The following is a 22,487-nucleotide window of genomic DNA, read 5'->3' on the forward strand; positions in this document are numbered from 1 at the left end:
GTCAGCGGGCGGCGCGGGCCTCGGCGGGCAGCCAGTCGAAGGCCTCGGCGCTCGGGCGGTCGCCGGGCTTGTACTCCAGGCCGACCCAGCCGTCGTAACCGGCCTTCCGCAGCTGGTCGAGCAGGTCCTCCAGCGGCAGGGTGCCGGTGCCGGGGGCGCCGCGGCCCGGGTTGTCGGCGATCTGCACGTGCCCGGTCTTCGCGGCGTACCGCTCGATCACCGACGGCAGGTCCTCGCCGTTCATGGACAGGTGGTAGAGGTCCATGAGGAACCTGGCGTTGCCGAGGCCCGTCGCGTCGTTGACCTTGTCGACGATCCCCACCGCGGCCGGGGCGCTCACCAGCGGGTAGAGCGGCGACTCGGGCTGGTTCAGCGCCTCGATCAGCAGGATCGCGCCGATCCGGTCGGCGGCGCGGGCGGCGAGCGTCAGGTTCTCCAGCGCCAGCGCGTCCTGCTCGGCCGGGTCGACGCCCTCCACGCGGTTGCCGTAGAGCGCGTTCAGCGCCTCGCAGCCGAGGGAGGCGGCGAAGCCGGCGGCCACGTCGACGTTGGCGCGGAACCTCTCCGACTCCGCACCGGGCACCGACAGGGCGCCGCGGTCCGGGCCGGGGAGCTGCCCGGCGTAGAAGTTGAGGCCGGTGAGCCGCACGCCCGCGTCCTCGATGGCCTTCTTCAGCGCGTCCAGCTCGGACTGCGCGGGGGTGGGGGAGTCGATCCAGGGCCACCACAGCTCGACCGCGGAGAAGCCGGCCGCGGCGGCGGCCGCGGGGCGCTCCAGGAGCGGGAGTTCCGTGAAGAGGATCGACAGGTTGACGTTGAAGCGCTGGTCTGCGAATCCCATCGGGGCCGCGCTCCCTTCCTGGCTTGCCGGCTTACTGTTCCGCTAGCTCTTTCGCATTGCGGAATTCGATTTCTGCTTAATGGAAGACATGGGGAAGACTGCCTGTCGGCCGGGAGACCTGTCAAGAGCCGGAGGCGGAGTTGCCGTCCGCCGGCGCGTCATCCGTACGACCGGTGGACGGGTAGCGGTACGGCTCTTGGTCCCGTCTGGGTCCGTGGCCCCCGGGGCTGCACGAACGGTCGTGCCGCGGGTTAGGTTGAGCGCGTGCGACTGCGAGTGGAATTCACGACCGAGCCCTTCGACCTGGACGAAGCGCCCGCGCACGCGGTGGTGGCGCGTGAGGTGATCGAGGGGGCCGAGCTGGACGAGGTGGATGTCGGGCCGTTCGGGAACACCGCGGAGGGGGCCGCGGACCGGGTCCTGACCGCCGTGGACTCCCTGCTGCGCAGGACCCTGGAGGCGGGCGCCACCCGGGTCTCGCTCCAGGTCAACGTGGTGGGGGAGGACGAGCGGTGACCGGGTCCGGCGACGAGCCGTTCATCACGGCCGTGAAGCCCCTGGTCGACGCGATGGGCGGCGAGATGATGCCGCCCGACGAGGCCGGGCCCGACGACGTCGTGCTGTCCTGGGAGGGCACCGACGTGGTCGCGGTGCGGCTGCCGCAGCTCGCGGACTCCCTCGATCACATCCTCGCCGCGATGGAGCGCAAGCGCGGCAGGCCGCTGGCGGACCTGGACCGCAAGGCCAAGCAGGAGATCGTCCGCACCCTGGAGGCGCGCGGCGCGTTCGCCGTCCGGCACGGCGTGGAGACCGTCGCGAGCGCGCTCGGCGTCAGCCGCTTCACCGTCTACAACTACCTCAACCGGGAGAAGCAGGGCTAGCGGCGTCCTCCCGAGGCCCGCGAGCCTCACCGGAGACCCCGCGGACCTCACCGAGGCCCCCGCGGACCTCACCGAGGCCCCCGCGGACCTCACCGAGGCCCCCGCGAACCCGCCCCGGCCCGGCGACATCCCGAACGCCGTCGTCCCGATCAGGGGCGGCGGCGTTCCCCGTTCGGGGCACCTCCCGCGGCACTCCTCTTTGTTACTCCGAATTTTCAACAAAGTGTTGACGTGCTGTTTCGGAGGGCGTTAGCTATCCGCAGCCCGTTCAGCACGCACGAACCGTACGAAGGCCGACACGGCCACGGAGGCTCCCGTGACTTCCACTCCCACGCCGCCGGGCCTGGCCCGGTTCAACGCTCTGGAGGAGGCCGCGGCCTTCGCCGCGCTCCACGAGGCGTGTGCCTCCACGGCATGGGCCAACCGGCTGCTCGCGGCCCGCCCCTACGCCTCGGCCGAGGACCTGTACACGGCCAGCGACGCCGCGATGGCCGACCTGACCGCCGAGGACCTGGCGGAGGCGATGGCCGGGCACCCGCCCATCGGCCGGCCCAAGCCCGGCGACCCCACCTCCGCCCGCGAGCAGAGCGGCATGGCCGGCGCCTCCGACGACCTCAAGGCGGAGATGCTGGAACTGAACCTGGCCTACCAGGAGAAGTTCGGCCATGTCTTCCTGATCTGCGCCACCGGCCGGACCGGCGAGCAGATGCGCGACGCGGTCAGGGAGCGGATCGGCAACGCCCCGGAGCGGGAACGGGAGATCGTCCGCACCGAGCTGGGCAAGATCAACCGTATCCGCCTGGCCCGACTCGTCGAAGAGGACGCCTGACCATGAGCACCAGCACCACCGCCTCCGTGTCCACCCACGTCCTGGACACCAGCGCCGGCCGCCCCGCCGAGGGCATCGCCGTCCACCTCTCCGCCCGCGGGGGGAGAGCGGCGAACTGGCGGGCGCTCGGCGGCTCGGCGACCGACGCGGACGGCCGGTGCAAGGACCTTCCGGCGCTGCCGGAAGGGACGACACACGTGCGGCTCGACTTCGCCGTCGAACCGTATTTCGAGAAGAAGCAAGCCGATGCGCAGCAGGACGCCCCCGCGAATCGGGACAGCGGTGCCGCGGTGTTCTTCCCGGAGGTGGCGATCACGTTCGCCGTCGTGCCGGGCGAGCACTACCACGTGCCGCTGCTGCTCAACCCGTTCGGCTACTCCGTTTACCGAGGGAGCTAGCAGACAATGCCCACGATCCTGGGACAGAACCAGTACGGCAAGGCCGAGAACCGAGTCGTAAAGATCACGCGGGACGGCGCCACCCACCACATCAAGGACCTGAACGTCTCCGTGGCCCTCAGCGGCGACATGGACGACGTCCACTACTCCGGCTCGAACGCCAACTGCCTGCCCACCGACACCACCAAGAACACGGTGTACGCGTTCGCCAAGGAGTACGGCATCGAGTCCGCCGAGCAGTTCGGCATCCACCTCGCCCGGCACTTCGTCACCAGCCAGGAGCCGATCCACCGGGCGCGGATCCGGATCGAGGAGTACGCCTGGGAGCGCATCGAGACCTCCGACGCCAACAGCAAGTTCATCGGCGCCGACGAGGTCAAGCACTCCTTCGTCCGCAAGGGCCAGGAGACCCGCCTCACCCAGATCACCTTCGACGGTGAGAAGTGGGAGGTCATCTCCGGTCTGAAGGACCTGGTCGTGATGAACTCGACGAACTCCGAGTTCTGGGGCTACGTCAAGGACAAGTACACCACCCTCAAGGAGGCGTACGACCGCATCCTGGCCACCCAGGTCTCCGGCCGCTGGCGGTTCAACTGGACCGACGACGAGCAGAAGATGCCCAACTGGGAGAAGTCCTACGACCAGGTCAGGAAGCACATGCTCCACGCCTTCGCCGAGACCTACTCCCTGTCGCTGCAGCAGACGCTGTACCAGATGGGCGCGCGGATCATCAACAACCGCAGCGAGATCGACGAGGTCCGCTTCTCCCTCCCGAACAAGCACCACTTCCTCGTGGACCTGGAGCCGTTCGGGCTGAAGAACGACAACGAGGTCTACTTCGCCGCGGACCGCCCCTACGGCCTGATCGAGGCCACCATCCTGCGGGACGGCTGCGAGGCCCGTATCCCGGTCGACATGACCAACCTCTGACGCGGGACGCGCGCCCCCGGTCCCGCCGCCCGGACCGGGGGCCCGCCCCACCGGGGTCACCCCGGCACTCGCGTCCTCCTGGGGTCCTGCCGTACCCACCCCGTGATCACCCCACCGTTCACGGGCCGCCACCGACAGACAAGGAAGCACCATGGCGCCATCGGCAGCCCAGCGCGTCGTCATCGAGAACTGCGCGGTCGCCACCGTGGACGCGGACGACACGGAGTACGCCTGCGGACACCTCGTCCTCGCCGGCAACCGGATCGAGTCGGTCGGCGCGGGCAGGGCCCCCGAGGGGCTGGAGAACGTGGTGCGCCGGATCGACGCGAGCGGCCATCTGGCCACGCCCGGTCTGGTCAACACCCACCACCACTGCTACCAGTGGATCACCCGGGGCCTGGCCACCGACCACAACCTGTTCGACTGGCTGGTCGCGCTGTACCCGGTCTGGGCGCGGATCGACGAGCGGATGACCTACGCCGCCGCCCAGGGATCGCTCGCCATGATGGCCCGCGGCGGTGTCACCACCGCCATGGACCACCACTACGTGTACCCGAGGGGCGCGGGCGACCTGTCCGGCGCGGTCATCCGGGCCGCCGCCGAGACGGGTGTCCGCTTCACCCTGGCCCGCGGGTCGATGGACCGCGGCGAGAAGGACGGCGGGCTGCCCCCGGACTTCGCCGTCGAGACGCTGGAGGACGCGCTCGCCGCCACCGAACAGACCGTCAGGGAGCACCACGACGCCTCCTTCGACGCCATGACCCAGGTGGCCGTCGCCCCCTGCTCGCCGTTCTCCGTCTCCACCGAACTGATGCGCCAGGGCGCCGAGCTGGCCCGCCGCCTCGGGGTGCGCCTGCACACCCACGGGTCGGAGACGGTGGAGGAGGAGAGGTTCTGCCACGAGCTGTTCGGCATGGGACCGACGGACTACTTCGAGTCCACGGGCTGGCTGGGCGAGGACGTGTGGATGGCGCACTGCGTCCACATGACCGACGCCGACATCGCCGCCTTCGCCCGCACCGGGACCGGTGTCGCCCACTGCCCGTCGTCCAACGCGCGTCTCGCGGCCGGCATCGCCCGCGTCCCCGACCTGCTGAGGGCGGGCGTCCCGGTCGGCCTCGGCGTCGACGGCACCGCGTCCAACGAGTCCGGTGAACTCCACACCGAGCTGCGCAACGCGCTGCTGGTCAACCGCCTCGGCCCGCACCGCGAGGCGGCCCTGACCGCCCGTCAGGCGCTGCGGCTGGGCACCTACGGCGGCGCACAGGTCCTCGGCCGGGCCGGGCAGATCGGCTCGCTGGAGCCGGGCAAGCTCGCCGACGTGGTGCTGTGGCGGATGGACACCCTCGCCCACGCCTCCATCGCCGACCCGGTGACCGCGCTCGTCCTCGGCGCGGCCGCCCCGGTGACCGCCTCCTTCGTGAACGGCCGGCAGATCGTCGACCACGGCCGGCTGGTCGCCGTCGACGAGGACGCCGTCGCCCGGTCCACGCGTGAGGAGGCCCAGCGCCTGGCGCGGATCGCCGCGCGAGGCTGACCGGTTCGACCGGCACCCAGGACTCCGGCAGGGAGGGACGGCTCCCGGCCGGACCCGTGGATCCGAGCGGGATCCACGGCAGCCGTCTCCGGGGCGCGCGCCGACGCGCGCCCCGGAACGGCCGGACACCACCGAGGCACCGCTCACGAGCACCGCACCCCGTCCCCAGCGCCACCCCCCCAACGGTCCCGCACGACCACACCCGCACCACCTCCCTGAAACCCACGTCGCACGACGTGCAACGCGACCGGAGGAGCCGCCGTGGCCGCTCAGCCCGATGCCGTACCGCCCATGTCCGACCAAGGGCGCGCCGACGACCCCGGCGACCGCCCCGCCGTCCATCCCGTGGACGAGAAACTGCCGCCCCTGAAGATGGCGACGACCGGCCTCCAGCACGTGGCCGCCATGTACGCGGGCGTCGTCGCCCCGCCCCTGATCGTCGGCGCGGCCATCGGCCTGTCCGGCACGGAACTGACGTTCCTGACCGGCGCGTGTCTGTTCACCGCCGGCCTCGCGACCTTCCTGCAGACCCTGGGCATCTGGAAGATCGGTGCCCGCCTGCCCTTCGTCAACGGCGTCACCTTCGCCGGTGTCGCCCCCATGACCGCGATCGTCGCGTCCACGGAGGACAAGAACGACGCGCTGCCGATCATCTTCGGCGCGGTCATCGTCGCCGGTCTGCTCGGCTTCCTCGCCTCGCCCTTCTTCAGCAAGGCGGTCCGCTTCTTCCCGCCGGTCGTCACCGGCACCGTCATCACCCTGATCGGCATCTCGCTGCTCCCGGTCGCCTTCGGCTGGGCGCAGGGTTCCAGCCCCACCGCCGACGACTTCGGCTCCGGCACCAACCTGGGGCTGGCCGCCGCGACCCTGCTGATCGTGCTGCTGCTGCGCCGCTTCACCCGCGGCTTCGTCAAGCAGATCGCGGTGCTGCTCGGCCTGGTGATCGGCACGCTGATCGCGATCCCGCTCGGCGTGACCGACTTCAGCCCGGTCGCGGAGGCGGACATCGTCGGCTTCCCGACGCCGTTCCACTTCGGCGCCCCGCAGTTCCAGCTCGCCGCGATCCTCTCGCTGTGCGTGGTGATGGTGGTGTCGATGACCGAGTCGACCGCCGACATGCTCGCCCTCGGTGAGATCGTCGGCCGCCCGGCCGACGAGAAGACCATCGCCGCCGGTCTGCGCGCCGACACCCTCGGCTCCGCGATCAGCCCGCTGTTCAACGGCTTCATGTGCAGCGCCTTCGCGCAGAACATCGGCCTGGTCGCGATGACGAGGATCCGCAGCCGCTTCGTGGTCGCGGCCGGCGGCGGCTTCCTGGTGCTGATGGGCCTGTGCCCGGTCGCCGCCTCGCTCATCGCCGTCGTGCCCCGCCCGGTCCTCGGCGGCGCGGGCATCGTCCTGTTCGGCTCGGTCGCCGCGAGCGGCATCCAGACGCTGGTGAGGGCGAGCCTGGAGAAGGACAACAACGTGCTGATCGTCGCCGTCTCGCTGGCCGTCGGCATCATCCCGATCACCGCGCCGGAGTTCTACCACGCCTTCCCGGAGACCGCGAAGATCGTCCTGGACTCCGGCATCTCCACCGGCTGCGTCGCCGCCGTCCTGCTGAACTTCGTCTTCAACCACCTCGGCAAGGGCGGCGACGCCCAGGACGTCACCCACCCCATGGAAGCCGGAGAGGAGATCACCGGGGCGACGACCCGGGCCCCGGCCACTCCATGAGGTTGGCGAACAGCTCCCGCCTGCTCCACGGCGTCGTCCAGCGCGTGATGGGTGTGACGGCGCCGTGGCAGCAGTTCCGCCGGCATCGCGCGCTTGGCGACCGCCCGCAGCGGCACTCCGGCCTTCGTGGCGTACAGCGTCTTCATGTCCAGGCAGCCGGAGTGCCCGAAGGGGCTGTCCCCGGTGAATCGGATCAGATACCAGTACAGGAACGTCCAGTCGTACGACGCCGGATAGCCGCACATCACCGGCTGGGCACCCGCGTCGGCGCTCACCTCGCGCACCCAGCGGCCGAACTGGGCGAGCGCGAGCGCCGGATCGAGTCCTTCCCGCCGCAGCCGCTCACGGTCCAGTCCGCTCACCGCCAGCGCCTCCGGCACGAACTCCTCGCTGATCGGTCGCAGTTCCCGGTAGAACGTCCGCCGCTCGGGGACGGTCGGCACGAACCCGTCGTCCCCCTGCACCCCGGCGACGGCCGCGCCCAGGCTCAGCAGGGAGTACGGCCCCGGAATGGGCCCGTCGGCCTCGATGTCGACCGAGATGTACAGACTGGGTTTGCCGCGTCGTGCCGCCATGACGCAGCAGTATCGCAGGTCAGGAATCCCGACACCTGTGGCAGTCGTCTTGCCGCTGCTCATTGGGTGGGGCGGCGCTGCTCATTCTCCCGCTGGCGCTTATGGACCTGACGGAGGTGTCGGGCAGGAGTCGGCCGAGCCTGCGATACCGCGGCAGGAGGCAGTGGATACCGAAGTGCGGGTAATGGCGGGCGATCATGGTGCTGCGCCGCCCTGTGCCGGACGCCAACTCGCGCTCCCGAAGTAAGCCGTTGACCTTCACGCGCAAGTGGCGGTGTCTTTGGGAACAGCGCCTTTCCCTCGGGTCACCTGGAAGGTCACGGCGGTGTTGCCGGGGTCGGAGACGGCGTTCTCCACCGCCACGACCGTGATCCTGGCCCACTTGCCGGACGCGCCCGAGGACTCGGCCACAACCGTGGACTCGCCGATGGCCACTCCCCGAGCCTTGCAGGTCCGCACGGGGGTTTCGACGTAGAAGTCGGCGAATCCGACGGTGCTGCTCCCGGGAGCCCCGTCGGCGGTCACGGAGCCACCGCCACCCGTTTCACCCCCGTTGCCGAAGATGGTGGTGCCGCCGGCGTCGTTGATCTGCCCGACCGCGCTGGTCACGCCGATCGTGACGGTGCCGTCGGCGGTGTGCTTCGTCCTGCGTACGGCGACTTCGAGCTGCTGGGAGTCGGAGGCCGATGAACCGCCGGGAGAACGCTGGCGAGAAGTGGGCGTGCTCGTACCGGGCACCGTGGGGGTGGGTGCGGTAGTGCTTGGTGTCGGTCTGGTGGTCGGGGTCGACTCCTTTCCGCGCGCTTCGTCCGCCGCTTGTTGAGCCATCGGGATCCCGATGGCTGCCGCTGTCACGGCAGTGCCTACCGCTCCCGACACCCACAGCAACGTTGCCGGTCGCCGATGCCGAGGCGGGCGTGTCTGGAGTGGCGGCACGGGGACGGCGCCTCGTGCCAGAGCTATTCGTCCGGTGTCGCCGACGGCCCGGCATCGCGGAGCCGTGAGGCCGCGATCGTCCAGCTGGTGTTTCACGTGCTGGTAGATCTCGTCCAGGCGCAGCGGCTCTGGTTCACCAAGCGCCCCCAGCAGGGCCCCGGTGAAAGCCGTATTGCGATCCTTCGGCGGCGCGTGCGAGGGTCTGGTCGCGCTCGTTGACGTGAGGGTGTAGGTGCCGCTGGCGGGAAGCTGGCCGGAGACCAGGCTGGGCAAGGGGCCCATGGCTTCGATCGCCCGCCCGGAGAAGCAGCAGTCGAGGATCAGTACCCGGGCGCGTGCCTTTGCTCTGGCGAGCCGACGCTTGAGGAGATTCAGGTCCACGGCGGTGAACTCGAGCTGCTTCGGGTCCGTGTGCTTGAGCGTCAGGTAGAGAAGGCCGTCGTCGTCGAGGAGCCCATGGCCGGCGTAGTAGACCAGCAGCAGGTCCTCGGCCTGGTCGCTCGCTGTGGACAGTGCCTTGCCGATGGTCTCCTGGTCGACGGCCGCGCCGTCAGCTCCCAGGACAGTGCAATGCTCTGGCTGTCCGGCCAGAATGCCGTGGTCCGGGTCCGTGAAGGTGTTCCGCAGATCCAGAAGGTTGTTGTGGACAGCGGGGATCGGGCGCAGGTTGCGGTGGCGATAACCGGCTGTGCCGATGAGGAGGATCCTGCTCCGGGTGCCGTCCGGAATCCATGCGGCACTCACCGATCACCGCCCCCTGTGGAGCCAATGAGGCGTTCCACTTCGCGTACCACGGCCATCGGGTCCTCGGCCCGCCGAACATCGATGGTGACCTCCCGGCCGTCGGCCGCCTTGACGGTGACGGTGATGTCGGACTGGCGCTGGCTCAGCCAGGTGCACACGGACTGTGCGAGGACAGCACACGCCCCACCGGAGCCAAGCGCCACGGCAAGGAGCTCTACCGCGCTGCCCATGTCGCCTTCGGCCGGAGGGTGAGCACGCAGCTCCACCCGCCCGCGCAGTTGGTCCTCGTGGGCAAGCCACGCGTGCAGCGCACGCAGATCGTCGTCGCTGGCCGAGCCGGATGCCCATAACGTCAGTTCGCGCGAGGATGCGTGATCAGTCACTTGCATGTCCGTCTTCCTACCAGCCAGTGCGCAGTTGCGGGTGTCCCCCTGGTCATATTCACCCGCAACCGTCACGCTTGACGCTCCCCATGCACTGTACGCAAACGGTGGTATTGACCTGCGCATCTCAATCGATCTGGTCCGCTGCGGACAGATGAGGCCAGGTCAGCTGAGGCTAGGGGGCTGATCGGTTCTCCAGGAGCGCCCTGTGGCGAGCACCGAAGACGATCCCGAGCAGCAAGAATCCCGAAGCACGCGAACTCACAGCCCGAACAGGGCCGGGTCCGCGGCCAGTTCCTTGAAGCGCTCCCGGGGGTCGGGGACCATGCGGCGGGTCGTCAGGTCCAGCAGGCCGCCGACCGCCTCGATCTCGGCCGCGAGGGTGCCGTCGGTCTTGAGGATGTGCTGGCGGATGCGGAAGGTCTTGCCCTCGCCCCACTCGAACTCGCAGGTCACGCGGACCTCGTCGCCCGCGAGCAGCTCCCGCCGGTAGCGGATGGTCGTCTCCAGGGCCACGGGGCCCACCCCCTTGGCCAGGAGGTCGGCCTGGCGGATGCCGGCCGCCTGGAGCAGCGACCAGCGGGCGTGCTCCGCGTAGTTGAGGTACACGGCCTGGTTCAGATGACCCTGGGTGTCCGCCTCGTATCCGCGGACGGTCACCGGAACGGAAAACGGCTCGGTCATGACGTTCTCATCTCCTGGCACGGTTGTGGGTGTCCCGATCCTGACACGGGGTCCGCGGGGTGCTACACGCGCCGGGGTGAGGCCAGCAGGTAGCGGGCGCGGGTCCGGGGGTCGGTGTGCGCGCCGGCGTGCCAGCCGGCCCGCTCCAGCGTGGCCGCGCAGGCGTCCAGCGTCCCCGCGTCCGGCCCGTGCACGGCGACGGCGTCCGGCTGCGGGGTGGCCCGCACCCGGTACCCCGCCGTGTCCGGGCCCTCGGGCCGGTGCCCGGCGGCCTCCAGGGCGAGCGCGGCGGCCTGCACCAGATGGCCGCGCTCCCACCCGCAGGGCCGGTCCACGGCACCGTCGGGGTTGGTCATCCGGCGCAGCTCCAGCAGCCCCTGCCAGGCGCTGTGCACCTCGCGCAGGCGGGCCGGGCCGTCCGACGGCGCGTCCTCCTCGCCGCCGATGCGGGCGGCGAACACCCCGGCGCGCCCGGCCGGCTCGGCCGCCGGCCCGCCCGGCGGGGGCGCCGGAGGGGGCGAGGGTTCGCCCTCACGCAGCCGGTGGCCGGCCGGGGTCAGGAAGTGGTCGTGCGGCGGGCGGGGGTGCCGGAACGCGAGCCCGCGCTTGACCAGCGCGGCGAGCTGCGCCTGCGTACCGCCGCGCAGCCGCCCGGTGACGGGATCGGCGGAGTCGATCACACGCCGCAGGGCGGCGGTCGGCGGTCGGGTCACGGCGTGCTCCTTCCCGGCGCTGGGGGACGTCCCCACCGCTTCGAAGGCTACGACGCGGGTCTGACATTCCAGCCCGCGATCACCGGCCGCCCGTGCTCGGTGCCCAGCCGCGACAGCGTCCCCGTCGCCAGCTGGAACAGCGCCCCGTCCGCCGGGGGCAGCCCGAGCCGCCGCGCGGTCAGCACCCGCAGGAAGTGCCCGTGCGCGACCAGCGCCACGCACCCCTCGGTGTCCGCGAGCGCCGCGTCCACCTTGGCGAGCACCCGGTCGGCCCGCTCCCCGACCTGCTCGGGCGTCTCTCCGGGGTGCTCCGGCGGACCCGGCGCGACCCCGTCCCGGAACAGGAACCAGCCGGGCCGCTCCCGCTGGATGTCGACGGTGGTGATGCCCTCGTAGCCGCCGTAGTCCCACTCCCGCAGATCCTCGTCCACGCGCGCGTCGGGCAACCCGATGAGTTCGGCCGTCTCCCGCGCCCGCCCGAGCGGGCTGACGAACGCGGTCGCGACCTTGTACGACCGGATCAGCGGGAGGAGCCGCCGCGCATCCTCCCGCCCGCGCTCGGTCAGCGGAACGTCCGTCAGCCCGGTGTGCCGCCCGGACCGCGACCACTCGGTCTCTCCGTGCCGCACCAGCAAAAGATCACCCATGCGGTCAGGTTACGGGCCGCAGCGCGTCGATGAAGGCGGCCCACTGTTCCACGCCGAAGGCGAGCTGGGGTCCTTGCTTGTTCTTGGAGTCGCGTACGTGTGCGGTGCCAGGGGTGGAGGCGACCTCCACGCAGGCGGGGCCATCGTTGGTGCTGTAGCTGCTCTTGAACCACTCCAGCTCGGAACCGCTTCCGGCTGAGGGCTTGGTCATCATGTCTCTCCCAGCACTTTCTCGATGAAGGCCAGGGACTCACGGGGCGTGAGCGCCTGGGCTCGGATGATCCCATAGCGGATTTCAAGGACCTGGATCTGCTTGGGATGGGAGATGAGGCGGCTGACGAGTTGAACCTCGTTGTGTGCCACCGTGTCTCCCTTCACGAGCCGCAGCAGGTGGAACGACCCGGCGAGACCGGCGTGGTCCTCGCGGTCAGTGGGCATTACCTGGATCTCCACATTCCGCCGCTGACCGATCTCCAACAAGCGTTCGAGCTGCTTGCGTAGGACCATTCTGCCCCCAACAGGACGGCGCAGGGCCACCTCCTCCTGGACGAAGCTGAAGATGGGAGTGGGCTGCTGGTCGAGGATCTTCTGTCGTGCCAGCCTCGCAGCGATGAGCTGTTCCAGCTCTTCCTCGGTGTACAGCGGTCGGCGCATCCCGAAGAGCGCCCTGGCGTACTCCGGCGTCTGAAAGAGCCCGTTGACCACGCAGTTGTCATAGGCGCAGATCTCCACGGCCTCCGCCTCCAGCTTGGCCAGGTCCCGTACCTTCTTGGGATACCGAGCCTCCTCCACATCCCTCTTCAGCCCGGCGATCATCCCCTCCGCCCGGAGCACCTGATCCGCCGCTTCCAGGAACGGCGCCTTCGGTGCGCGCCGTCCCCGCTCCACGGACGACACCTGCTCCTCGCTGTAACCGATCGCCGTGCCCAGCTCGGCCTGGGTCATCCCCGCCCGTTCGCGGCACATCTTGATGACCTTGCCGACCGTCCGCAGCACCGCCGCGGACTCGTCGTCCCCGCCGTAGGGCTCCGTACCGTCGGTGAACTGCTGTCCCTGCCCCGTCACGCCCATGCCCGACACCTCCACGTGCCGCCCGTACCCAACGTCCCACCGGCTGCCACCGTCACGCGTCACGGCCCGGACCGTGCCGGACGGCGACCGGACAGTGACTCTGCGTACCGCCGATGACGCTGTTCAGCGTAGGGTCACGCGACCACGCTGAGTGACATGAACGTCGATATCGTCACCCCCGCGAGCCACTTCACCCTCCGTCTGTCGGCCACCCGCCGAGGCGCGCGCCTCGCCCGGCGCCTCACGGCACAGCAACTCGACGCCTGGGGGTGGCCGTACGACAGTGACGCGAACCGCACGGCGGCACTGCTGGTCGCCGAACTCGCCGCGAACGCGGTGCTGCACGGCAGGGTGAACGGACGCGACTTCCGCCTGCGCCTCACGCTCTACCCGGCGGACCCGGCACTCCGTATCGAGGTGACGGACGCCCGCGTCGACCGCCGTCCGCCCACCCCGGGAACCCTCGAACCCCCCTCGCCGGACACCGAGTCCGGTCGTGGCCTGCTCCTTGTCGAGGCGCTGGCCACCCACTGGGGCACGACGTGGGGTGACCCTTACACCAAGACCGTCTGGTGCGAACTCGCCCTCGGCTGACGCGGGCTACTGCCGGTACCCGCTGAGGAACCGCCCGATCCGCCCGATCGCCGTCTCCAGCACGTCCGCGTGGGGCAGGGTGAGGATGCGGAAGTGGTCGGGGGCGGGCCAGTTGAAGCCGGTGCCCTGGACGACCTGGATCTTCTCCCGCAGCAGCAGGTCGAGGACGAACTTCTCGTCGTCGTGGATGCGGTGCACCTTGGGGTCGAGGCGCGCGAACGCGTACAGCGCGCCCTTCGGCTTCACGCACGACACGCCGGGGATCTCGTTCAGCTTCTCCCAGGCGATGTCGCGCTGTTCGCGCAGCCGGCCGCCGGGGGCGGTGAGGTCGGCGATGGACTGCCGGCCGCCGAGCGCGGCCTGGATGGCGTACTGCGCGGGGGCGTTGGCGCACAGCCGCATGGAGGCCAGCGTGGTCAGGCCCTCCAGGTAGTCGCGCGCGTGCTGCTTGGGGCCGGTCACCACCAGCCAGCCGGAGCGGAAGCCCGCCACCCGGTAGGTCTTGGACAGGCCGCAGAAGGTGAGGACGACCAGGTCGGGGACGAGGGCGGCGGCCGAGTGGTGCACGGCGTCGTCGTAGAGGATCTGGTCGTAGATCTCGTCGGCGAAGACCATCAGGCCGTGGCGGCGGGCCAGGTCGAGGATGCCCTCGACGATCTCCTTCGGGTAGACCGCCCCGGTCGGGTTGTTCGGGTTGATGATCACGACCGCCTTCGTCCGGTCGGTGATCTTCGACTCCATGTCGGCGAGGTCCGGGTACCACTCCGCCTGCTCGTCGCACAGGTAGTGGACCGCCTTGCCGCCGGCGAGGGTCGTCACCGCCGTCCACAGCGGGAAGTCGGGGGCGGGGATCAGGATCTCGTCGCCGTCCTCGACCAGCGCCTGCACGGCCATGGACACCAGCTCGGAGACGCCGTTGCCGAGGAACACGTCGTCGACATCGACCTCCAGGCCGAGCGTCTGGTAGCGCTGGGCGACCGCGCGGCGGGCGGAGAGGACGCCGCGCGAGTCGGTGTAGCCGTGCGCCTTCGGCAGCATCCGGATCATGTCCTGGATGATCTCCTCCGGCGCCTCGAAACCGAAGAGGGCCGGATTGCCGGTGTTCAGGCGCAGCACGCTGTGGCCCGCCTCCTCCAGCGCGTCGGCGTGCTCGATCACCGGGCCGCGGATCTCGTAACAGACCTCGCTCAGCTTGCTCGACTGCCGGAACTCCATGCGCCCCTCCAGGTAACCAGTGTCACTTGGTTTTACCAAGTAGCCGCTTGGAAAGTCCAACAACTTGTCTAGACTGCGTCGCATGCCACCTCGCCGAAGCTACGACCAGTACTGCTCCGCCGCCCGCGCGCTCGACGTCGTCGGCGACCGCTGGACCCTGCTGATCGTCCGTGAGCTGCTGGCCGGCCCCCGCCGCTACACCGACCTGCACGCGGACCTGCCGGGCGTCAGCACCGACGTCCTCGCCTCGCGGCTGAAGGACATGGAGCGCGACGGGCTGACCGCGAGGCGCCGGCTGCCCCCGCCCGGCGCGGCCTACGTCTACGAACTCACGTCGCGCGGACGGCAGTTGCTGCCGGTGCTCCAGGCCCTCGGCACCTGGGGCCAGGCGGAGCTGGGCGAGCGGCGGCCCACCGACGCGGTGCGCGCCCACTGGTTCGCGCTGCCGCTGCTGCGCGCCCTGGAGGGGGAGACGGGCGTCGTCGAAGTACGCCTCGACGAGGGGGAGTTCCATCTGCACGCCGGCGCCGGGGACGGCCCGGTCTACGGCGACGGGCCCGCCCCCGGCGAACCGGACGCCCGCCTGGCCATGGACGTCGCCACCTGTACGGCCCTCGGGCGCGGCGAACTCACCCTGCGCGACGCGGTGCGCGACGGGCGGGTCACCGTCACCGGCGACGGCACGGTCGCCAAGGCGCTGCGCGCGTGAGGGCTGCGCGCGGGAGAGCCGCGCGCACGGGAAAGGCCCGCGTCACGGGGACGCGGGCCTCACTCGACAGGTCTCACGGAGCCGGCCTCACGGAGCCGGCCTCACCGAACGGACCTCACACGTTCGGCGGCACCCCCGGCGGCCGCCCCGAGCCGCGGGTGAGCGCGTAGCCGCCGATCCCCGCGAGCGCGGCCAGCAGGCCGCCGGCCGCCGTCCACACCCAGCGGTCGGACCACCAGCCGGACGCCCAGCCGTCCTCCGGCTCGATGCCCGACAGCACCGGGGTCGCATCCTCCGACCGCGCGGCCGGTGCTGCCGTCGCGCTGCCCGGCACCAGCGGCTCGCCCAGCCGGCCGTCCACCGCCACCGCGCCGCCCATGTCCTTCGCGTCCACCCGCACCTCGGCGCCCACCGGCAGGCCCAGGTCACCGGTGGGCAGGCCGACGGCGGTGAGCCGGACGTAGTACGTGCCCGGCAGCGGGTCGTTCGCCCACGGCTCCGACCAGGCCCGCACGGTGCGCAGCACACAGGTCAGTTCCACGCTGCCCGCGCCGGCCGCGGCGGTACGCGTCTGCGCGCCCCACTGGCAGGCCTGGCGGCGGCGCAGACCGTCGTACACGTCGAGTTGCCAGGTCTCGGCGGCGTGCGCCTCCGGCAGCTTCACGGTCGCCCGGACGGTCGGCCGCTGTCCGGCGTCCGCCGGGAACGACCAGTACAGGTAGTCGCCCGCGGAGGCGTCCGCCGTCGCGGTCCGCCCCTGGTCGATCTCCGTCGCCGTACGGAAGGACGTGCCCGCCTCGGTCGGGGCGTCACCGGAATCGGCCGCCGCCGGGCCCGCGGCCAGGCCGAGGGCGAGCAGGGCGGTGGCGAACACTAGAAAAACACGCATCAGTTGGTCCTCCAGACCGCGATCCGCCAGCGCGACAGCCAGCCCCACACCAGACCGGTGAGGAACCCGGCCACGATCAGCGCGCCGAGCAGCCACCAGCCGCGGCCCAGGCCGAAGGCGGCGACGTCGTCCGCGTCGCCCGGCCCGTCCACCACGTCGAGGGTCAGCTCCACCGGCAGACCAGGCGTGGTCTTGACGCCGGCGGCGGGGGAGAAGGAGCTGGTCAGCTGGAGACAGACGGCCTCCGCGGCGCCCTCCTCGCCGTCCTCCCCGTCCGCCTCGGACTTGGGGTAGCGCAGGCCCGTCGACAGCACGTCCGTACGGCCGTTGCCCGCCGCCTCGCCGCGCACGATCTCCCGGCCCTGGACGGTGACCGCCCGCAGCAGCACCCCGTAGTCCGGGTCGACCGCGCGGTCCGCGGCCACGCTCACCGAGGCGCGCAGCTCCTGGCCGGGCCGTACGTCCACCCGGTACCAGCGCTGCTCGCCGAACTCCGCGCGGTCGGAGTACAGGCCCGACTCCAGCGTCGGCGCCTTGGCGCACTCCGAGCCACCCTGGGTGACCACCGGAGTCACCACCGGGTCCGCCGCGCGGTCCACCAACTGGTTCACCCGGTCGGTCAGTTCGTCGGTGTGCTCGACGGAGGTGTAGGTGCCGCCGGTCGCCTCCGCGATACAGCTGAGCTGCCGGCGCATCTTCGTGTTCGGCACCAGACCGAGGGTGTCGATGGTCAGGCCGATGCCCTTGGCCGCTATCTCGCGGGCCACCTCGCACGGGTCGAGCGGGGCGCAGGTGTCCTCGCCGTCGCTGATCAGCACGATCCGCTTCGAACCGGTGCCGCCCTCCAGGTCGTCGGCCGCCTTCAGCAGCGCCGGACCGATCGGCGTCCAGCCCGTCGGCACCAGGGTCGCGACCGCCGCCTTGGCCTCGGCGCGGTCCAGCGGGCCGACCGGGTAGAGCTGCGCGGTGTCCCGGCAGCCCCGCTTGCGGTCGTCGCCCGGGTAGTTCGCGCCGAGGGTGCGGATGCCGAGCCGGACGTCCTCGGGCGTCGCGTCCAGCACCTCGTTGAACGCCTGCTTGGCCGCCGCCATCCGGGACTGCCCGTCGATGTCGCGGGCGCGCATCGAACCGCTCACGTCCAGCACGAGATTGACCTTGGGCTGCCCGGCCGTGGTCTCGTCGGCGAGCGCCGTGGACGGCAGCGCCAGCCCGGCCGTCAGCGCGGCGAACAGGGCACCGACCCCGGCCGCCAGCCGTTTTCTTGTGATCATCGACGGATCTTATGGACCGGGCCGGGCCGACTCCAAAACGAGCGAAGCGAGCGAAACGGGCGTCACGGAAGGGGATTGGGCAGCAGAGCCCACCGATCGCCCCGTGCTCCCGGCGACAGCCGCATCAGCGTCAGCGCCTTCACCGGCAGCGGCTCACTCGTCAGCGCGGCCCGGTCCGGGGTGTCAGGCAGCTCCCGTACGGCGCTCTCCAGGGCGGCCCCCAGAGCCGGTGCCGAGCCCGCCACCGCGGCCAGCGCCCCGCCCACCAGCGACCCGAACAGCTTGCGCCGCAGCGCCGTCTCGTCGTCGGTGAGGATGCGCGGCGGCAGCTCGGGCAGGGGGACGCCGTGCCGGGTGAGGCGGAGCGGGCTGACCCGGATGTCGGCGAGGTCACGGTAGACCAGACGCACCGGGACACCGCTCGCGGACAGCACGACCAGCAGGTTCTGGCCGTGTGCCTCCAGCGCCACACCCAGCTCCAGCAGCCGCATCCCGGCGGTCATCGCGAGCCGGGCGAACCCGGCCAGCCAGCCGGGGTCCCGGGGCAGCCCGGTCAGCGGCAGCGCGGCCACCGGCACCACCCGTTCCCCGGCCCTCGCGTACGTCTCGGGGGACTCCCGCAGCACGGCCGCGAGATCGGGCGAACCGTCCGTGACCGCGCCCAGCGTGCGGGTGAAGCACAGCCGTTCGTCGGCCAGCGGCTCGGCGAACTGTGAGAGCGTCATGGCGGCGGCCACCGACCCCACCGAGATGTCCCGCACGGACGACGTCAGCCGGGTGCTCAGCGCCGTCTTCACCTGCGGTCCGCCGGGCAGCGCGAGGGTGCGCAGCGACATCAGCGGATGACCGGCGAGCCGTTCACCGCCCTGCCGCTTCAGCACATGCGCCGCCTGCCACGGATGCACCGGCACCATCACCCGCCCCCCGTCGCGCAGCGACCGCGGCCACTCGCCCGTCACCAGGCACTCCGCGGCCGGCACCGGCAGCAGGCCCAGCTCCACCACCGGCCGGTGCTCGGGCGCGTACGCCAGCTGCTCGGCCACCGAGAAACCGGGCCGGGAACGGCAGTTGGGGTGGTACGGGTGCCCGTCGACCACCCGCTGCTCCCACTCCCAGTCCCGCGCCGGCGCGCCCTGCGGCCCGGTCGGCTGCCCGGCCCGCGACAGCGCCAACGAGGCGACGCTGTGCCCGAGTTCACGGGCCAGGTCCGCGCCGTGCGGGACCCGCAGGTCCGCCATCAGCCGGGCCGGATCCCCGTACGCCGCACCGTCGAGCCGTACGGCCGTGACGTACCCGGCGGTCGCGTACGGGTCCGGCACCGGGCCGTGCAGCCGGCGGCCGTCGCGCAGCCGCAGCAGCCGCCCCTCCCCGGTCGGCTCCCGGCGCTCGACCCAGGGCAGCGGCTCATGGGTGAGCGCACGCCACAGCCGGGTCAGCACCGCCGCCCGGGCGCCCGGCAGTTCGGCCGCGTACCGGCCGGCGAGGTCCGGCCGCACTTCGGCCAGCTCGTCGGCGACCTCGGCCTCGGCGGTGGGGGAACGGTGCACGGTCGGGTCCTCCGGGGAAATCGGCGAGCGCAGCGGTCACGCCGGGGCGTGACGGCGGGGATACTGATCGTCTCCGGAGAACCGTAGGGAACTCCGCAGCACCGCGGGCGATCCCGCAGTGATCGCCGGCCGTTCCGCAGGACCGTACGAAACGAGTATGCCGAGTGGACCACCTCCCCCCGCACCCCGGCGCCGACGCCGCCGAGAGCCGAGTCGCCGCGCGCGCCGACGCGTACGCGGCCGCGCCCCTGCTGGGCTGCCTGCTGCGCGAGGTCGCCCGGCCGGTGACGGACGAGCCCGGCGTCCACCTGCTGCCCGGCTGCGGCAAGCTGCTGCGGGTGCGCGGCGGACGGCGCCCCGCCGCGCCCGAGGTGCGCACCGCCGGCGGCTGGCACCGCCTCGACCACGCCGAGCTGGTCAAACTGGTCGCCGAGGAACTGCGCCGGCACACCGGGCTGTCCAACCACGAACTGCCCGCCGAGATGGCCGACAGCCGGGACACGGTCGCCGCGCTGCTCACCGCCCGCGCCCGTGCCACCGCGCCCGCCGACCCGTACCTGCGCTCCGAGCAGTGCCTGCTCACCGGCCACCCGCACCACCCGGCACCGAAGGCGCGCGGCGGCGGCCCGGCGGCCACCTGGCTGCCGTACGCCCCGGAGGCGCACGCCCGCTTCCCGCTGACCCTGCTCGGGGTGCGCGAGGACGCCGTCGTCGAGGAGGGCGACTGCTCCGCGCTCGACGCCCTCGGCGCGGCCCCGCCCGGCTACCGGCTGCTGCCCGCCCACCCCTGGCAGCTCGACCTGGCCGCCGCGGGACTCGCCGGCGCCTTCGCCGACGGCCGGCTGATCCGGCTCGGCACCACCACGTGCGACACCTGGCCGACGGCCGCCATCCGCACGGTGTACGCCCCCGAGCGCGACCTGTTCCTGAAGTTCAGCCTCGATGTGCGCATCACCAATGACATCCGCCGCCTGTGGCGCCACGACCTGCGGAAACTGATCCGCACCGATACCGCCGTCCGGGCCGCCTTCGCCGCCCTCGACGGACCCGCCGCCTGGCTCTCCGACCGCGGCTACCGCACCGCGGACTTCGCGTTCGAGGAGCTGGCCGTGCTGGTCCGCGACGGTCTGCGCGGCCACCTGGTGCCCGGCGCCACGCCTTACCTCGCCGCCGGGCTCGTGGAGGGCTTCGACGGCAGCCCGCTCGACGGCCCGGCCGACCCGGCGGCCTGGTGGGAGGCGTATCTCGGCCGGCTCGTGCCGCCGGTCCTGGCCGCCTTCGCCGGCCACGGCGTCGTCCTGGAGGCCCACCTGCAGAACTGCCTGATCGCCTGCGACGGCGACGGCGTCCCCGTCCAGGCCCTCTTCCGCGACGCCGAGGGCGTGAAGCTGCCGCCCGGCACCGACCGCGCGGCCGGCTGGGAACGCCTGGTGTACTGCCTGGTCGTCAACCACCTCATGGAACTCGCCGAAGCCCTCGCCGAACGCCACCCCGGCCTCGACCCCTGGCCCGCCGTCCGCCGCGAACTGGCCCGCCACGACCTCCCGGAGATCCCCGCCCTCCTCACCGCCCCCACCCTCCCCGCCAAGACCAACCTCCTCCTGCGCTGGACCGGCGCCGACGGCGCCGCCGCCCACTACCGGCCCCTGCCCAACCCACTGGCCGGCGCGTGAACGGGCCGACGGAAAACCGGCCGCGGGGGCGCCGTGAGCGCCGCGGCTGATATGACTGGTGCATGCAGGAAGAGACCGCTCAGTCCGCGATCGACACGTTCATCTCGGCCTTCAACGCGTCCGACGACACCTATGTCACGTCTCTGCTGTCCCAGGCCCTGACCTCGGACGTGGTCCTGTGGGGGCCGCTCGGCCGCAGCGAGGGCATCGAGGCTGTCGAGCGTTTCGTCCTGGACCTGCGGCGCCACCCGGCGGGCACCGGCACGATGGTCCGCTGCTCGGCGGTGGACATGCCGCACGACTGGGCGCGCTACCAGTGGGTCTTCACCACACCGGACGGCGGTCCGCGTCTGGCGGGGACGGACGTCGTGCACCTGCGGCGCGGCCTCATCGACCAGATCATCGTCTTCGCCGGAGAGATCAAACCGTCCAGCGACATGTCCGAGGGTGGCCCGGCACCGTGCTGAGAGAGGTCACCGCCACGCGCTACGTCACCCCCCTGCGGTCCGGCGGCTCCGTGCCCGGAGTCTTCGAGGCCGACGACGAGGGGACGTACGTCGTGAAGTTCACCGGCTCCGCGCAGGGCCGCAAGGCGCTGGTCGCCGAGATCATCGTGGGGGAGCTGGCCCGCGCCCTGGGGCTGCGCTTCCCCGAGCTGGTCCTGGTGCGCTTCGATCCGGCGATCGCCGCGGACGAGCCCCACCAGGAGGTGCGCGAGCTGCACTCGGCCAGCGCGGGCGTCAACCTCGGCATGGACCACCTGCCGGGCGCGCGGGACCTCACCCCGGAGATCGCCGAGGTCTTCGACGTGGACCCGCTGGAGGCCGGCCGGATCGTCTGGCTGGACGCGCTCACCGTGAACGTCGACCGCACCGTGCACAGCTCCAACCTGATGGTCTGGCCGACGCTCGGCGTGGCACCGCCGCGGCTGTGGCTGATCGACCACGGCGCCGCGCTCGTCTTCCACCACCGCTGGGGCACCACCGACCCGGCGAAGGCTTACGACTTCCGGCATCACGCCCTCGGCCACTACGGTCCCGACGTGCGCGCGGCCGACGCGGAGCTGCGGCCGAAGGTGACCGAGGAGCTGCTGCGGGCGATCACGGACGAGGTGCCGGACGCCTGGCTGGCCGACGAGCCCGGCTTCGGCACCCCCGAGGAGGTGCGCCGCGCCTACGTCGACTTCCTGCACGCGCGCGTGCGGGCCTCCGAGGCGTGGCTGCCCACCGATTTCCCCAGCCGCGCGGAGCTGGCCGCGGAGAACGCGCGCCGCGCGGCGAAGACCCGGCAGGGCCGCCCGGACTGGCTCAAGCAGGTCCCCGACCTGCACGGCAAGCCGGCGGCGGAACAGGATTGGTCGGTGCATCTGGGATGACGACACCCGAGACGCCCCACGCGGCCACGCCCGGCACCGCGCCCGCCCCCCGGCGCGTCACGATCGAGTACTGCACCCAGTGCCGGTGGCTGCCGCGCGCGGCCTGGCTGGCGCAGGAGCTGCTGACCACCTTCGAGGCCGAGCTGGACGAGCTGGCGCTCAAGCCCGGCACGGGCGGGGTGTTCGTCGTCCGGGCCGGCGACGAGGTCGTCTGGGACCGCCGCGAGCACGGCTTCCCCGAGCCGACGGCGGTCAAGCGGGCCGTGCGCGACCGAGTGGCCCCGGGCAAGACCCTGGGCCACTCGGAACGCACACCTTAGGGTCGC

Annotated in this window: 25 protein-coding genes; 13 read left to right on the top strand and 12 right to left on the bottom strand. The window is 71.9% G+C overall.

Annotation, left to right across the window (positions count from 1 at the left end):
* Nucleotide 1 precedes the first annotated feature (1 nt).
* Nucleotides 2-841, bottom strand: a complete 840-nt coding sequence (locus G7Z13_RS28220) for a TIM barrel protein (RefSeq protein WP_166003032.1) — start codon at nt 839-841, stop codon at nt 2-4.
* 264 nt (nt 842-1,105) lie between these two features.
* Between G7Z13_RS28220 and G7Z13_RS28225 the strand changes: the two genes are divergently transcribed.
* The 7 genes from G7Z13_RS28225 to G7Z13_RS28255 all read left to right on the top strand — a co-directional run bounded on the left by G7Z13_RS28225 (nt 1,106) and on the right by G7Z13_RS28255 (nt 7,135).
* A complete protein-coding gene (locus tag G7Z13_RS28225; RefSeq protein WP_166003033.1) occupies nt 1,106-1,357 on the top strand; it encodes a hypothetical protein in 252 nt (83 codons plus the stop codon).
* The gene (locus G7Z13_RS28230) at nt 1,354-1,722 is read left to right on the top strand and encodes a helix-turn-helix domain-containing protein (RefSeq protein WP_166003034.1); all 369 of its coding nucleotides are present in this window, start codon (nt 1,354-1,356) and stop codon (nt 1,720-1,722) included. Before G7Z13_RS28225 ends, G7Z13_RS28230 begins: the two co-directional genes overlap by 4 nt.
* Before the next feature lie 316 nt (nt 1,723-2,038).
* Complete coding sequence (uraD, locus tag G7Z13_RS28235; RefSeq protein ID WP_166003035.1) at nt 2,039-2,551, top strand: 2-oxo-4-hydroxy-4-carboxy-5-ureidoimidazoline decarboxylase; 513 nt, start codon at nt 2,039-2,041, stop codon at nt 2,549-2,551.
* 2 nt (nt 2,552-2,553) lie between these two features.
* Nucleotides 2,554-2,949, top strand: coding sequence for a hydroxyisourate hydrolase (uraH, locus tag G7Z13_RS28240; protein ID WP_166003036.1), 396 nt, complete (start codon nt 2,554-2,556; stop codon nt 2,947-2,949).
* Nucleotides 2,950-2,955: 6 nt separating this feature from the next.
* Nucleotides 2,956-3,879, top strand: coding sequence for a factor-independent urate hydroxylase (gene pucL, locus G7Z13_RS28245; RefSeq protein WP_166003037.1), 924 nt, complete (start codon nt 2,956-2,958; stop codon nt 3,877-3,879).
* A 151-nt stretch (nt 3,880-4,030) separates the two neighbouring features.
* The gene (locus G7Z13_RS28250) at nt 4,031-5,416 is read left to right on the top strand and encodes an 8-oxoguanine deaminase (protein WP_166003038.1); all 1,386 of its coding nucleotides are present in this window, start codon (nt 4,031-4,033) and stop codon (nt 5,414-5,416) included.
* 291 nt (nt 5,417-5,707) lie between these two features.
* A complete protein-coding gene (locus G7Z13_RS28255) occupies nt 5,708-7,135 on the top strand; it encodes a nucleobase:cation symporter-2 family protein (protein WP_166005365.1) in 1,428 nt (475 codons plus the stop codon).
* A gap of 833 nt (nt 7,136-7,968) precedes the next feature.
* Here the strand turns inward: G7Z13_RS28255 and G7Z13_RS28265 are convergent.
* The 7 genes from G7Z13_RS28265 to G7Z13_RS28295 form a co-directional block, all read right to left on the bottom strand.
* Nucleotides 7,969-9,390 (bottom strand): caspase family protein, encoded by a 1,422-nt coding sequence (locus G7Z13_RS28265; protein ID WP_166003039.1) that lies wholly within the window; start codon nt 9,388-9,390, stop codon nt 7,969-7,971.
* On the bottom strand, nt 9,387-9,779 hold the full coding sequence (locus tag G7Z13_RS28270) for a hypothetical protein (protein WP_166003040.1): 393 nt from the start codon (nt 9,777-9,779) through the stop codon (nt 9,387-9,389). Before G7Z13_RS28270 ends, G7Z13_RS28265 begins: the two co-directional genes overlap by 4 nt.
* Before the next feature lie 255 nt (nt 9,780-10,034).
* Entirely contained in the window at nt 10,035-10,457 is a 423-nt protein-coding gene (locus G7Z13_RS28275) for an acyl-CoA thioesterase (protein WP_166003041.1), read from the bottom strand.
* Nucleotides 10,458-10,519: 62 nt separating this feature from the next.
* The gene (locus G7Z13_RS28280) at nt 10,520-11,170 is read right to left on the bottom strand and encodes a hypothetical protein (protein WP_166003042.1); all 651 of its coding nucleotides are present in this window, start codon (nt 11,168-11,170) and stop codon (nt 10,520-10,522) included.
* A 47-nt stretch (nt 11,171-11,217) separates the two neighbouring features.
* Entirely contained in the window at nt 11,218-11,817 is a 600-nt protein-coding gene (locus G7Z13_RS28285; RefSeq protein WP_166003043.1) for a histidine phosphatase family protein, read from the bottom strand.
* A 4-nt stretch (nt 11,818-11,821) separates the two neighbouring features.
* A complete protein-coding gene (locus tag G7Z13_RS28290) occupies nt 11,822-12,031 on the bottom strand; it encodes a DUF397 domain-containing protein (RefSeq protein ID WP_166003044.1) in 210 nt (69 codons plus the stop codon).
* Complete coding sequence (locus tag G7Z13_RS28295) at nt 12,028-12,888, bottom strand: helix-turn-helix transcriptional regulator (RefSeq protein WP_166005367.1); 861 nt, start codon at nt 12,886-12,888, stop codon at nt 12,028-12,030. The genes G7Z13_RS28290 and G7Z13_RS28295 overlap by 4 nt, the downstream gene beginning before the upstream one ends.
* A 156-nt stretch (nt 12,889-13,044) precedes the next feature.
* Here G7Z13_RS28295 and G7Z13_RS28300 point away from each other — a divergent pair, with 156 nt between their 5' ends.
* Nucleotides 13,045-13,482 (top strand): ATP-binding protein, encoded by a 438-nt coding sequence (locus G7Z13_RS28300; protein WP_166003045.1) that lies wholly within the window; start codon nt 13,045-13,047, stop codon nt 13,480-13,482.
* Nucleotides 13,483-13,488: 6 nt separating this feature from the next.
* Here the strand turns inward: G7Z13_RS28300 and G7Z13_RS28305 are convergent, their stop codons facing one another.
* A complete protein-coding gene (locus G7Z13_RS28305) occupies nt 13,489-14,697 on the bottom strand; it encodes a pyridoxal phosphate-dependent aminotransferase (protein ID WP_166003046.1) in 1,209 nt (402 codons plus the stop codon).
* Between the two features lie 82 nt (nt 14,698-14,779).
* On the opposite strand from G7Z13_RS28305, the gene G7Z13_RS28310 reads away from it, so the two are divergent.
* Nucleotides 14,780-15,406, top strand: coding sequence for a winged helix-turn-helix transcriptional regulator (locus G7Z13_RS28310; protein ID WP_166003047.1), 627 nt, complete (start codon nt 14,780-14,782; stop codon nt 15,404-15,406).
* 115 nt (nt 15,407-15,521) lie between these two features.
* On the opposite strand, the gene G7Z13_RS28315 is transcribed toward G7Z13_RS28310, so the two are convergent.
* The 3 genes from G7Z13_RS28315 to G7Z13_RS28325 all read right to left on the bottom strand — a co-directional run bounded on the left by G7Z13_RS28315 (nt 15,522) and on the right by G7Z13_RS28325 (nt 19,113).
* Nucleotides 15,522-16,295 (bottom strand): hypothetical protein, encoded by a 774-nt coding sequence (locus tag G7Z13_RS28315; protein WP_166003048.1) that lies wholly within the window; start codon nt 16,293-16,295, stop codon nt 15,522-15,524.
* On the bottom strand, nt 16,295-17,566 hold the full coding sequence (locus G7Z13_RS28320) for a VWA domain-containing protein (protein ID WP_166003049.1): 1,272 nt from the start codon (nt 17,564-17,566) through the stop codon (nt 16,295-16,297). The genes G7Z13_RS28315 and G7Z13_RS28320 overlap by 1 nt, the downstream gene beginning before the upstream one ends.
* A 62-nt stretch (nt 17,567-17,628) precedes the next feature.
* Complete coding sequence (locus G7Z13_RS28325) at nt 17,629-19,113, bottom strand: IucA/IucC family siderophore biosynthesis protein (RefSeq protein WP_166003050.1); 1,485 nt, start codon at nt 19,111-19,113, stop codon at nt 17,629-17,631.
* 164 nt (nt 19,114-19,277) lie between these two features.
* Here G7Z13_RS28325 and G7Z13_RS28330 point away from each other — a divergent pair, with 164 nt between their 5' ends.
* From G7Z13_RS28330 to G7Z13_RS28345, 4 genes are all read left to right on the top strand, one after another.
* Complete coding sequence (locus G7Z13_RS28330; protein WP_166003051.1) at nt 19,278-20,786, top strand: IucA/IucC family protein; 1,509 nt, start codon at nt 19,278-19,280, stop codon at nt 20,784-20,786.
* A gap of 62 nt (nt 20,787-20,848) precedes the next feature.
* Complete coding sequence (locus tag G7Z13_RS28335) at nt 20,849-21,253, top strand: nuclear transport factor 2 family protein (RefSeq protein ID WP_166003052.1); 405 nt, start codon at nt 20,849-20,851, stop codon at nt 21,251-21,253.
* Nucleotides 21,247-22,161: a HipA family kinase gene (locus G7Z13_RS28340; protein WP_166003053.1), complete on the top strand. Its 915-nt coding sequence runs from the start codon at nt 21,247-21,249 to the stop codon at nt 22,159-22,161. The genes G7Z13_RS28335 and G7Z13_RS28340 overlap by 7 nt, the downstream gene beginning before the upstream one ends.
* Nucleotides 22,158-22,481, top strand: coding sequence for an Rdx family protein (locus G7Z13_RS28345; protein ID WP_166003054.1), 324 nt, complete (start codon nt 22,158-22,160; stop codon nt 22,479-22,481). The genes G7Z13_RS28340 and G7Z13_RS28345 overlap by 4 nt, the downstream gene beginning before the upstream one ends.
* Nucleotides 22,482-22,487: the final 6 nt, after the last annotated feature.

Origin of the sequence: Streptomyces sp. JB150 (assembly GCF_011193355.1) — a bacterium.
Lineage (GTDB): Bacteria > Actinomycetota > Actinomycetes > Streptomycetales > Streptomycetaceae > Streptomyces.